Origin of the sequence: Bacillus piscicola, assembly GCF_022458745.1 — a bacterium.
In the GTDB taxonomy this organism is placed as follows: Bacteria; Bacillota; Bacilli; order Bacillales; family Marinococcaceae; genus Alteribacillus_A; species Alteribacillus_A piscicola.
Genome location: NZ_JAJJJF010000005.1, coordinates 153,648 through 165,852, shown reverse-complemented (window position 1 = coordinate 165,852; position 12,205 = coordinate 153,648). Strand labels below are relative to the sequence as shown.

General features: G+C 42.8%; 12 protein-coding genes. 3 read left to right on the top strand and 9 right to left on the bottom strand.

Features of this window, described 5'->3' with window-relative positions; all coding sequences use genetic code 11:
* Positions 1-49: 49 nt before the first annotated feature.
* Complete coding sequence (locus tag LOR49_RS10675; protein WP_240376628.1) at positions 50-1,408, bottom strand: sensor histidine kinase; 1,359 nt, start codon at positions 1,406-1,408, stop codon at positions 50-52.
* A 241-nt stretch (positions 1,409-1,649) separates the two neighbouring features.
* Between LOR49_RS10675 and LOR49_RS10670 the strand changes: the two genes are divergently transcribed.
* Positions 1,650-1,910, top strand: a complete 261-nt coding sequence (locus LOR49_RS10670; protein WP_240376626.1) for a DUF2624 family protein — start codon at positions 1,650-1,652, stop codon at positions 1,908-1,910.
* A gap of 89 nt (positions 1,911-1,999) precedes the next feature.
* Here the strand turns inward: LOR49_RS10670 and LOR49_RS10665 are convergent, their stop codons facing one another.
* Together LOR49_RS10665 and LOR49_RS10660 are read right to left on the bottom strand one after the other, a co-directional pair.
* Positions 2,000-2,896: a deoxyribonuclease IV gene (locus LOR49_RS10665; RefSeq protein ID WP_240376624.1), complete on the bottom strand. Its 897-nt coding sequence runs from the start codon at positions 2,894-2,896 to the stop codon at positions 2,000-2,002.
* Between the two features lie 12 nt (positions 2,897-2,908).
* On the bottom strand, positions 2,909-4,207 hold the full coding sequence (locus LOR49_RS10660; RefSeq protein ID WP_240376621.1) for a DEAD/DEAH box helicase: 1,299 nt from the start codon (positions 4,205-4,207) through the stop codon (positions 2,909-2,911).
* Between the two features lie 174 nt (positions 4,208-4,381).
* Here LOR49_RS10660 and LOR49_RS10655 point away from each other — a divergent pair, with 174 nt between their 5' ends.
* Positions 4,382-4,795 (top strand): YqfQ family protein, encoded by a 414-nt coding sequence (locus tag LOR49_RS10655; RefSeq protein ID WP_240376620.1) that lies wholly within the window; start codon positions 4,382-4,384, stop codon positions 4,793-4,795.
* 211 nt (positions 4,796-5,006) lie between these two features.
* Positions 5,007-5,948, top strand: a complete 942-nt coding sequence (locus LOR49_RS10650) for a 4-hydroxy-3-methylbut-2-enyl diphosphate reductase (protein WP_240376618.1) — start codon at positions 5,007-5,009, stop codon at positions 5,946-5,948.
* A 67-nt stretch (positions 5,949-6,015) separates the two neighbouring features.
* Here LOR49_RS10650 and LOR49_RS10645 read toward each other — a convergent pair whose 3' ends face one another.
* The 6 genes from LOR49_RS10645 to LOR49_RS10620 form a co-directional block, all read right to left on the bottom strand.
* Positions 6,016-7,134 carry a Nif3-like dinuclear metal center hexameric protein gene (locus LOR49_RS10645; RefSeq protein ID WP_240376616.1) on the bottom strand — a complete coding sequence of 373 codons (1,119 nt, stop codon included), beginning with the start codon at positions 7,132-7,134 and terminating at the stop codon, positions 6,016-6,018.
* A complete protein-coding gene (locus tag LOR49_RS10640; RefSeq protein ID WP_240376614.1) occupies positions 7,121-7,852 on the bottom strand; it encodes a tRNA (adenine(22)-N(1))-methyltransferase in 732 nt (243 codons plus the stop codon). The genes LOR49_RS10645 and LOR49_RS10640 overlap by 14 nt, the downstream gene beginning before the upstream one ends.
* A 107-nt stretch (positions 7,853-7,959) precedes the next feature.
* Positions 7,960-8,319 (bottom strand): c-type cytochrome, encoded by a 360-nt coding sequence (locus LOR49_RS10635; protein ID WP_240376612.1) that lies wholly within the window; start codon positions 8,317-8,319, stop codon positions 7,960-7,962.
* A gap of 250 nt (positions 8,320-8,569) precedes the next feature.
* On the bottom strand, positions 8,570-9,670 hold the full coding sequence (gene rpoD, locus LOR49_RS10630) for an RNA polymerase sigma factor RpoD (RefSeq protein WP_420830429.1): 1,101 nt from the start codon (positions 9,668-9,670) through the stop codon (positions 8,570-8,572).
* Positions 9,671-9,803: 133 nt separating this feature from the next.
* Complete coding sequence (dnaG, locus tag LOR49_RS10625) at positions 9,804-11,624, bottom strand: DNA primase (RefSeq protein ID WP_240376604.1); 1,821 nt, start codon at positions 11,622-11,624, stop codon at positions 9,804-9,806.
* A gap of 19 nt (positions 11,625-11,643) precedes the next feature.
* Positions 11,644-12,039, bottom strand: a complete 396-nt coding sequence (locus LOR49_RS10620) for a DUF188 domain-containing protein (protein ID WP_338021142.1) — start codon at positions 12,037-12,039, stop codon at positions 11,644-11,646.
* Positions 12,040-12,205: the final 166 nt, after the last annotated feature.

The following is a 12,205-nucleotide window of genomic DNA, read 5'->3' as shown; positions in this document are numbered from 1 at the left end:
GCGGCATCGAAAATAAAAAAAACCGCCGTAAAACAGCAGTTTTAAATAATCACATAAGTGGGAATGTTAATGTAACAATTGTTCCTTTTCTATGTTGGCTTTTTATATCAAATGTTCCGTTATGTTCTTCCATGATTTTTTTACACAAAGGAACGCCGACCCCTGTCCCTTTGTCCTTTGTAGTATAAAATGGTTTACCTAAGTTCTCTAAAACGTGCGCTGGAATTCCTTCCCCATTGTCACTCAATTGAATAATTAGCTGTTTGTCTTCTTTGTATGAGTGTAAGCGAAAGACTTTGCGCCTGCTCTGTGCAGGGTATGACTCCATTGCATTACGGAGTACATTTAAAATAATTTGTTTAAATGACGACACATTTACTTCCACCTGATCTGTGACAGGCTGCACCTGATAATCAAAATGCACTCCTTGCATCAAGCACTCTGAACGAATAATGTCGATCACACTGCTTAAGAGTTGTTGCGGTGATTGAAACTCTTTCGTTGCTTTCTTCCGCGCTAACGATAAAAAATTATCAATGATTTCATTCATTCTCTCCGTTTCTGAAAGAATGGTATTTGAATATTTATGAAAGCTGTCTGTTAACGTTGAAAGCTGTAAAAATCCTTTGATCACCGACAGTGGATTACGAAGTTCGTGAGCTACGCCTGCGGATAAATAAGAAACAGACTCCATCTGATCTTTATAGGTTAACAAGTGCATGTACTTCTTCTCCGGAGATAAGTCATACACCATAAGCAAAACGCTATGTGTGTCCTGCAAATAAATTGCTTTCAGCTTCCAGTGTTCTGTTTGTGTTTCGTTTTTTACTTCCAGATCTAAAGCGACCTTTCTCTTTTGCACATCTCTTATCAGCCGCGGAATGACAGCCAGACCATCTTCTCTGTCAGCAAAGTTTAAGATCGAATCCTCCCCGTTCAAGAAGCTGTCCGTGCAGTAATCTTGAAATGCTTTGTTGGATTGCACCATTCTCATCTGGTGATCAATGATTCCATATGCATGTTCAAAATGCGGCAAAAATTGTGCCAATGCAGCTGACTGTGATGGCGTTGCCGCGCAAGGCCGTCCGTGCAGTAAGATATACCCTTCCTCTGAAACGGCTCCCCTGTACTGAATATAGATCGTTCCTCGCTCCGTTTTATGAAACAGTATAAGATCTGGACAAGATTCACCCAATATTATTTGTCTAATATAACAATTCGCTCGCTTCGCGTCATATGGTATAAAGTAATCATAGAAGCAGTGACTGTCATCGAAGTACTTCTCTCCGTATTCATTCTTGGCTAGTATATAGCCTTCATGGTCAAGGATTAATTCAATATCTTGTTTTATTTCTTTAAACTTTCGTTTATAATCGTTTATGCTCAATGTGTACATTAACTTGTGCATATAATAACCCCTCCTTGATTCCCAGATCCCTGCTTACAGCCAACCCTTGGCACTTCCCACGTGATTCAACCATGCTTTTATATAATTCCCCACTATAATTATACTAAAGATTTGAGAAAACGCATCCTCTTTTTCGGATGAAAATCCATAATTATTCCACTTTTTTGGAGTCACACCCCTTATATCCATCCATATGATAAATAATGACATTTCATTCTTTAAAGAAAAAAGGGGGATGGCCGTGAATCCTTTTAAAGATCAATTGATTAAATATAAAATTTCAGAATTGCATCCCAATGATCTGATCCAATATGGAAGGCTCTATGGCGCAAACGTTTCATTTCAGGAGGCGTCTGCTCTGCTCGAGATCGTCCAACACCGTGAATGGTCAACATCCGACAAACAATCGATGTACGCATTGCTCCGAGAGGCTAAATCAAACGTATCGTCGAAAACGTATGAAGTTTTAGAAAAGCTATTCCAAGACTATGTCGGTCTCTAGGTACTTGGAGCTGTCTAAAAACACCAGGGCTGTTTAAAGGGTCCTGGTGTTTTTAAACGTTTGAAACGAACAAGCTTATGGAGAAAGAACTATATTTCTTGCGGCATAAGCTCTTCTTTGAGGTTTTCATTAAAGCATTGGTCCTTCAACATAACAATTTCATGCTTATATGGTGCCTTCTTGTTCTTTTTGTCAACTCCAACGTAAGGAGTTTCTAAAATTTTTGGCACTTCTTCAAAAACAGGATGGTGGACAATTTTATTGAGTGCCTCAAAACCGATGTGGCCGAAGCCAATGTTTTCGTGACGGTCTTTTGCAGCTCCTTTTTCATTTTTACTGTCATTCACATGCAGAACTTTAAGGCGGTCCAGCCCAATGATGCTGTCAAAGCTGTTTAATACACCTTCCAAATCGTCCACAATATCATAGCCTGCATCATGAGTGTGACACGTGTCAAAACAAACCGATAACTTGTCGTTATAAGTCACTCCTTCGATGATCTCAGCTAGCTCTTCAAAAGTACGACCGCATTCTGATCCTTTCCCGGCCATTGTCTCAAGCGCAATCTGTACCTTTTGTTTCGGGTCGATGACTTCATTCAATCCTTCAATAATTTTTTTTATACCAGCTTCGGCTCCCGCTCCCACATGCGCCCCGGGATGAAGAACGATCTGTCTTGCACCTATCGCTTCAGTACGCTCAATTTCAGAACGGAGAAAGTCTACACCGAGCTGAAAGGTTTCCGGTTTGGTGGTATTAGCGATGTTAATAATATACGGTGCATGAACGACTACCTCTTTAATACCGTGCTCGTCCATGTGTGCCCTGCCTGCTTCTATGTTCAGTTCTTCAATCGGCTTTCTCCTTGTGTTTTGGGGCGCGCCTGTATAAATCATCATCGTTGTCGCCCCGTAAGAAGCTGCTTCTTCACTGGATCCGAGCAGCATTTTCTTGCCATTCATTGAAACGTGTGAGCCGAGTAACATGTTTGTCTCCCCCTATTTTTTCTTCTTCTTGCTTAATTTCTGCACCCTTCTTTGCTGCTTTTCTCTTTCTTGACGAGCTTTCTTTTTATACCCTGGTTTCACTTTTTTCGTTTTTAATGATTTCTCGGTTGAGGAACTGCGCTCACCACTAGCTTTGTGATTTCTCCATGGAAGATCAATCGGAATTAGGCTCTCGTTTTTAAATTCGTTAAACTGAAGCGAAATTCCTTTTTCTTGAAGCTTACGAACGTCAGAAAATTCCTCTTTCTCCACAAATGTGTATGCCTCTCCTGTTTCCCCGGCACGAGCAGAACGACCAACCCGATGAATATAATATTCCAACTCTTTTGGCAAGGAATGATTAATCACGTGGGACACCCCACGTATATCCATGCCTCTTGCCGCTAAGTCGGTTGCAACTAGATATTGAATGTCCAGCGCTTTTACTTTTCGCATTACCTGCTTTCTCTGCCTTGGCTGCAGGCCACCGTGAAGCACATCCGCATTCAGACCGGCAGCCATCATCTCCTCAAACAACACATCCGCCTCTTCTTTCGTTGTTGTAAATACGATTGCAAAGTATGGACGGAGATTCGCTGCAAGGCGTATCGTTAACTCGGTGCGATCGCGATGTTTCAAAGGGATAAAAATATGCTCTATTTTAGCCGGTGTCGCTTCTGATGGTTTCACATGGACGTGACGTGGATTCGTCATATATTTTTGTAAAAAAGGCTGCAGCTTTTCCGGAAAAGTGGCGGAAAACACCAACATCTGTAAGTTTTCCGGCATCAAGCCTGCTACTGGATCAATTTCTTCGATAAAACCCATGTCAAGCATTTGGTCTGCTTCGTCCACAACTAACATGCGAACTTGGTGAACATCAATAAGCTGATTAGCCGCCAGATCCCGCAACCGCCCCGGTGTTGCCACTATAATGTGTGGCTGATTCTGTAAGTTTTCAATCGTTCGTCGTCGATCTATCCCACCTGTAACTCGTTTTACAGTAATACCTGGCTGACCCGGATTTTCCAATAATTTACGAATCTCCTGATATATTTGTTCCGCCAATTCCCTTGTAGGTGCCGTTATAACTGCCTGAGTGTGTTCCTTTTCAGGTTCTATTCTCGTTAACAACGGCAGCAAGAAAGCGAGTGTCTTACCGGATCCTGTCTGGGACTGACCAATCACATCACGGCCGTTTAATATTGCTGGGATTAATCGTTCCTGTATGTCCATTGGTTTTTGAATGTTTTGCTGTTGAAGTGATTCAATTAAAAAAGGAGAGATAGTAAAGCGATTAAAACCGCTCATTTCTCCACCGCCTTTCACTCATTCATCAAGTTTGTTTAGATCTTTTTTAAGACTATTCTGCCCTTGTTCCTCTTTCCTTCACAATAGGCGGATTGCTATCATATTTTATCATAAACTGTGAAGTAACACAGCTATCATGAATAAATGAACTTCCGTGAGAAAGGATGAATAAATATGTTTCCATACCAACCCTACCCGACACCGCCTCCTCCCTTTCCGGCTCATGTTGCCGGTAATGTAGCTCCTTTTACAGCCCAATACGGACCAGCCGCCTCTTCCCTTGCTTCATCGGTACCATCACAATCAGGGATGCTTACGACCATCTTGCCTTCTATTCAAAAATTTGCAGGGATTGCACAAACGGTAACCCCGATGGTCCGCCAATATTATCCGCTTGTTAAACAGCTTCCGGCTCTTTGGAAAATGCTTTCTGCTGCGCCCTCTCAAAACGAAGAGACACTGCCAGAACAGTCAGCAGCGAACAGTACTCCCAGTCATTCATTGAAATCGACTGCGGAAGCGTTACCGTCAGAAAGCCCAAGCTCGGCATATTTTTCGGAAGCACCGCCGCCAAAACTTTACGTTTGAGATCCTCCTTCTTCTCTCTTTTACAATTAAGACGATAGATAGTATAATGACTCTAGTAATTCAATCCTTTCCATTCATTTGGAAAGGCATGCACGTTGAGTGAAAAAGGAAACCTCCATTAGTAGGTTTTTAACCTGCTGATGGTTTGTTTCTATAGGTTTTCAAGTTTAACGAAAAAATACCGCTTGAACCAGTTTCAGAGGAGGCTGTTATGGAAGTAGTTAAGATATCACCACGTGGATATTGTTACGGGGTCGTCGATGCTATGGTGCTCGCTAAACAAGCAGCAAATAATCCGGATTTACCTCGTCCGATCTATATCCTGGGAATGATCGTTCATAATAAACATGTAACCGATGCTTTTACGGAAGATGGGATTGTTTCTTTGGACGGGCCGAATCGACTTGAAATTTTAAAAGGAGTAGATAAAGGCACCGTTATCTTTACTGCACATGGTGTTTCACCCGAAGTCCGCAGACTGGCAAAAGAAAAAGGGCTGACCACTATAGATGCCACATGCCCGGATGTTACGCGCACGCATGACCTTATTCTGCAAAAACGCGAAGAAGGCTATCATATCATTTATATTGGCAAGAAAGGGCATCCAGAGCCGGAAGGAGCTCTTGGAGTTGCACCAGATATTGTCCATCTTGTTGAATCTGTTGAGGATGTCCACGAGCTCGATATCCAAGCCGACAAGATCACTGTCACGAACCAGACAACAATGAGCCAGTGGGATGTTAATGATATTGTAAAAGCGGCCTTAACTCGGTATCCTCATGCTGAGGTGCATAATGAGATTTGCATGGCGACTCAAGTTCGTCAAGAGGCGGTAGCAGAACAAGCAAAGGACGCCGATTTAATGCTCGTAGTCGGAGATCCAAAGAGTAACAATTCAAATCGTCTTGCCCAAGTTTCTCATGAAGTTGCCGGAACACCGGCTTATCGGATTGCTGATCTTTCCGAACTGAAACTTGAATGGCTGGACAACGTTAATAAAGTGGCTGTCACAGCAGGCGCATCCACTCCGACCCCGATCACAAAAGAAGTGATTTTGTTTTTAGATCAATACGACAAGAATGACCCAACTACCTGGAACACAGATAGAAAAGTCAAGAGCTCCAAAATACTGCCAAAAGTAAAGACAAAGTAAACATTACAAAAAGGGATCTTCCTTATCTTATGATAAGGGCGGATCCCTTTTTTGCTAGTATACTAGTTTATAGGAATGTAAATGGATCAGTGGATACAGCGGATGCAATAAAAGTTGTGTCCCATTTCTTCTTTTCGACCCGCTTCTCCATCTCCTTTTTGACGCCTTCCTTCATTATCTTCTCCACGTTATGGCCAGGGTCTATGATATTTAAACCGGCCATCTGCGCGTCATGAGCAATGTGATAGTACAAGTCTCCCGTTATATAAACGTCTGCCCCTTGCCGTTTCGCATAGGACCAGTACTTATTTCCATCCCCTCCTAAAAGAGCGACTTTCCGCACCAGATCAGTAAAAGGCCCGACGGCACGGACATGTTCCACTTGAAAGGCATCCTTCACTTTGTTAACAAACTCATTAAAAGGAAGAGGTTCTGACAACTGTCCAATCCTTCCCAACCCTAATCGTTCGCCCTCTAAATCTAGCGGATAAACGTCATATGCGGGTTCTTCATAAGGATGAGCTTCCTCTAAAGCGCGGATTACTCTGTTTAGAATTGTTTCCGGAACGACTGTCTCTATTCTTTTTTCAGAGGCAAATTCCATTTCGCCCTGCTTTCCCAAGTAAGGATTCGTCCCCGCACCAGGAATAAAAGTACCTGTTCCACTGCTTGCAAACGTACAATGACTGTACCCACCGATGTAACCGGCGCCGGCATCCCCAAGAGCTTGTCTTACTTCCGAAACGTGGTCATCAGGAACAAAAGCTGTTACCTTCTTTAAGGTGATTTCTTTTGTCGGAACGAGTACTTTTGTGTTCTCGAGGCCAAGGGCCTCTGCCATCATATCGTTAACCCCGCCCTTTGCTATATCCAAGTTCGTGTGCGCGGCATAAACGGTAATGTCATGCTTAATGCACTTTTCTATGATCGGGCCCTGCCCGTTTGCTGTATCTATTTTTCGCAGCGGTTTGAAAATTAGCGGGTGATGAGCGATAATCAAGTCCACTCGCTTTTCAATCGCTTCATCTACTACTTCTTCCAACACATCAAGAGCAACCATGACACGATGTACTGGTTTGTTTAATGATCCGACCATCAAACCAACTTTATCGCCTTCCATGGCGAAGGTTCTCGGGGCCCATTCTTCAAAGAGCTGAATAATAGCCTGTCCGTTAGCTGCTGCCATATTGAAGGACCTCCTTTACGAGCTTTATGTTTTCTTCCAATTCCTTTTTCTTCGCTCTGTTATCTTTTTTCCCTGAAGCTTTTTCTAATTCCGTTGTAATTTGCTGCCATAATTCCTTTTCCCGTTCCCATTTTTTTATAAAAGCTTGTGACTGTTTTCTAATGAGAAAAGGTCCAAATAGAAAACCGGCTTCTTTTGCAAACGGCAGAGAGTCATAAGGGTGAGACGGGTTGCCAGGTTCAGCAACGAGGACTTCATAGATGCGTCCTTCCTCTTCCACTATATGCTCCTCGATTAATTCCCAGTCGTTTCGTGCGAGCCATTTTCTAATGACAAGAGCATGAACGTTAGGCTGCAAAATAAGCCGTTTAACATGCTCCAGAGCGAAAACTCCTTCACTTAAAATAGTGGTGATGAGCGGGCCGCCCATTCCCGCGATTATAACGGTATCAATTTGATCTTCCTGTTTAATGACGGACAAGCCGCTACCTCGACGCGCCTCAATACATTGCTGAAGGCCATTCTCTTTGATTTTAGCAATTGCAGAGTTGAGAGGCCCTTGATTCACATCAGAGGCAAGCGCCCACTGGACCTTCCCTTCCTTTATTAAATACAACGGCAGATAGCCGTGATCAGTACCGATATCGGCGATCCGCGCTCCCTCAGGAACTTCGCTCGCTATCATCTGTAAACGTCTTGAAACAGAATTCTCTTTCATAGAGATTGTCCTCTCCTGTTATATTGCTGGCTTTAACTTCAGCTGTGAAAGCTAGAGCGCCTTTAAAAATAAGAAGGAGGGGATGGACAGCCCGCTCCTTCTTATTTTTATTCTTCAGCTATAGATGTTAAGTATTCAGCGATTGCTGCTGCTTCTTCAGGGTTCGCAATTCCTGAAGGCATCGCTCCAACACCGTTTTGAGCAATATCCGCAATTTCTTCCTTGGACATTTTAGCTCCAACGTCATGAATATCAGGACCACTTGCTCCTTCAAGGTTCTCCCCGTGACAAGAAATACAACTAGAACTCACGAGTTCTTCCCCATATTCAACAGGATCTTCTTTTTCAGCTTCTCCACCCTCTGAGTCATCCGCTTGTTGGTAAAAACCAACGAGGGATAATCCGAGCATGAGCATTAACGCTCCGATTGCTACCAAATAAAATGGAATTAGCGGTTTAGCTCTCACATTGTTTCCCCCTTTACTCTATGTAGTCCTATAATGACGGGATATAAATCCTCATTCCTTCTATATTTTACTCGATTATAGGTGATTAGAAAAGATGAAAGCTGTTTTTTGTAGCTTTTGTCATCAGTCGTTCAATTATACCTAAAACATACAACCCGCTCGCCAGCCGTTCTGCTGAAGGTTGGCCGGTGCTATGTAAAAGGATTGCCCCTTTTTTGGTAAGGCAATCCCTTTCTCAAATGAAAGACGTTTAATCAAGAAAGTCCTTCAGGCGCTTGCTGCGACTTGGATGCCGGAGTTTACGCAAAGCCTTAGCTTCAATCTGACGAATTCGCTCTCTCGTAACTCCGAATACTTTCCCGACTTCTTCGAGTGTTCGTGTTCTCCCGTCATCCAGCCCAAAACGGAGGCGCAGCACATTCTCCTCACGATCCGTTAACGTGTCAAGCACATCTTCTAATTGTTCTTTTAATAATTCATAAGCTGCTGCATCTGACGGGGCTAACGCTTCCTGATCTTCGATAAAGTCACCTAGATGCGAATCATCTTCTTCCCCAATTGGCGTCTCGAGTGATACCGGCTCCTGGGCTATCTTTAGGATTTCACGGACTTTGTCCGGGGTAAGATCCATCTCTTTAGAAACCTCTTCCGGCGTCGGCTCCCGGCCCAAATCCTGTAGAAGCTGGCGCTGAACCCGGATCAGCTTATTGATTGTTTCAACCATATGCACTGGTATACGAATCGTACGTGCCTGATCGGCAATAGCTCGAGTGATCGCCTGGCGGATCCACCACGTTGCATACGTACTAAATTTATAGCCCTTGTTATAATCAAATTTCTCAACGGCTTTAATCAGGCCCATGTTACCTTCCTGAATTAAATCGAGAAACAGCATACCCCGTCCTACATAACGCTTCGCTATAGAGACGACAAGACGAAGGTTTGCTTCTGCAAGGCGGCGTTTTGCTTCCTCGTCACCTTCTTCAATTAACTTTGCATACTCCACTTCCTCTGCTGCTGATAAAAGTGGAACCCTGCCAATTTCTTTTAAATACATTCGGACAGGATCGTTTATTTTAATACCGGGTGGTACACTTAAATCGTTTAAATCAAGCTCTTCTTCTTTCTCTACTTGATCCATACTCGGAACTTCTTCACCTTCGTTAAGTAAATCAATTCCTTGTTCACCCAAGTATTCAAAAAACTCGTCCATTTGTTCAGAATCTTGATCATACGGGGCAAGCTTCTCTGTAATCTCCGCGTAGGAAAGCACTCCCCGTTTTTTACCCGTTTCAATTAATTGCTCCTTCACTTGATCGATAGACACTTCACCTTCCGCTAATGGGCGGATTGGTTTCTCAGCCACTCGATCCCCTCCTTCCAATCTTCACACCGTTCCAAACTAAATCTATCTATATGAAACAAGAAAAAACCTGTAGTATACCTCTAGATGATCAGAGAGATTTCTGCCCACCTTACAATGTTTATTTTTTTAATGCTTTTTTCATGTCAACTATTTCGGCTGCAAGCTGTAAAGCCTGCTTGAGATCACTTTTTTTTTCAGCTTCTTTCATTTTTTGTTCTTTTTCTTCTATTTCTACCCACTTTGGATAATTTTTAATCTGATGAATATAATCAACCAATTCATTTTCCGACAAGTGTCGAGAGATGTCAAGCATTGCTATTTCGGATGCCTTTTTAACGAGGTTGGCATCGTCAAGCTGGTTAATAAATGCTCCTGGATCGGCTGGATTATTGTCCCCGTAATACGAATAAAGATAAGCCGCGAGGGCAATATGTTCATCTACATTAAACCCGCCGCCCAGCCTTTCCCCTACCTCAGCTGTAATTTCTTTACTTTGCATCATATGCGCCAGTAAAAATCTTTCCGCATTTTGGAAGGCAGGAAGGATTCTTTTATTGACAAACGGGGCGGTTCCACGCCGTTCCCTTTGCACCTGGTTAAAACGGGGCTTCCCAACCTTATCAAAAGAACGCCTTGTCTCTTTATAGATACGATATTGTTCCTGTTTTAAGGCGTCAAAGGACAAGGAAAATTCGTCGGCAAGCCGCCGCATATAAAAGTCACGTTCAACCGCTTTAGATAGCGTAGTAATTTGTTTCAATACTTCTTCGATGTAACTGAGTTTATCTCCTTCAATATGAAGGTTTTTATTTTTCTTTAAGGTCTCCATTTTAAAAGCCATGAATGGAATAGCAGCTTCAATAATCTCTTTCTTGAACTGCTCTGCCCCTTTTGAATGAATATAATCATCAGGGTCCATTCTCTCAGGAAGAACGGCCACTTGTACGTTTAGTCCATGTTTTTCCAACATGTTTGCTGACTTGACAGCAGCCTCCTGTCCCGCATTATCGCCATCGAAGCAAATAATAATACGTTCGGCATTCCGGCTTAACACTTGCGCCTGTCTTTCTGTCAACGATGTACCGAGTGAGGCAACACCGTTTTTCACATTTGCTTGATAGGCGGATATGACATCCATATAACCTTCAAACAATACAGCTGTGTTCTGTTTACGAATTTCCTTTTTCGCCAGATCCATTCCGTATAGCGTATCGCTTTTATTGAAAATAGATGTCTCAGGGCTATTTAAATATTTAGGTTCACCCGTTCCTAATACTCTTCCTCCAAAACCAACTGTATATCCTCTCATGTCACGAATTGGGAACATCACCCTATTGCGAAAGCGGTCATGAAGTTCCCAAGCTGCTTCGTGCCGGCGTAAAAGCCCACACTCTTCCATGTCCGTCAAGTCAAACCCTCGTTTGACGAGAAGCTCCTTTAGGAGTCCGTCATGGTCAGGGGCAAATCCGAGTTGAAAGAGCTCGATCGTTTCCTTCTCAAAGCCCCGCTGTAGCAAATACTCAAAAGATTCTCTTCCTTGTTCTGTGCTCATTAACAAATGATGATAAAATCTGGATGCTAATTGATGAGCTTCTTTCTTGCGGTTGTGGGTGGAATCTTTTACCGTACCTGAGAGCGGGATATCCGGAACAGAAAGTCCCTTGTTTTCAGCTAAACGCTGAACCGCTTCAGCAAACTGAAGCTGTTCTATTTCCATTATAAAGGTGATCACATTGCCACCGGCCCCACAACCAAAACAATGGTAAAGCTGCTTATCCGGCGATACCGAAAAAGAGGGTGTTTTTTCTTCGTGAAATGGGCACAGCCCTGTATAATGTTTCCCCCGTTTTTGCAGCTGAACATACTCACTAATGACCTCTACTATATCTAAAGAACGACGAATTTCGGCAATTGTTTCTTCAGGGATATAATTAGCCAAATCTCCTCACCCTCGCTTATTAATCTTGGTTCTTCAACAATTCCTCGAGAGCATGACTAAATTGCTGTCGATCTTTTTTGGTAAAAGAACGGGTAGACTTTGGCTTTACTTTGCCCTGTTTTGCTAAAACTCCTTCATAACGACTTAACAAAAGGGAATGGATCTCAGCATTGTTGTAAAGTTTCCCACGTGGCGAAAGTACCAACCCGCCTTTTTGGATGGCTCCAGCCGCTAATCCGTTATCCTGGGTAATCAGAATGTCACCCTTTTGAAGGTGATTCAAGATGTAAAGATCAACTGCTTCTGGGTCTGGATCTAGCATGATAGTTTTGGAATAAAAACGTTTTGTCGTGACATGGGAGAAAGTAGACACAAAATATGAACGACTTTGATAAGTTCGAGCGAGCCCGTCTATTTCATCTTTTACTGGACAAGCATCGGCATCCGTATAAATAACGATACTTCCTCGTTCCTTTCTTCAATTCGACAGAGTACTGCAAAATTCCTTTTCTTATTCCATTATTGTTAACCGTTAACAATAACTTTTAACCAACTATCCCAAAAAAATAATCGGACAGTAA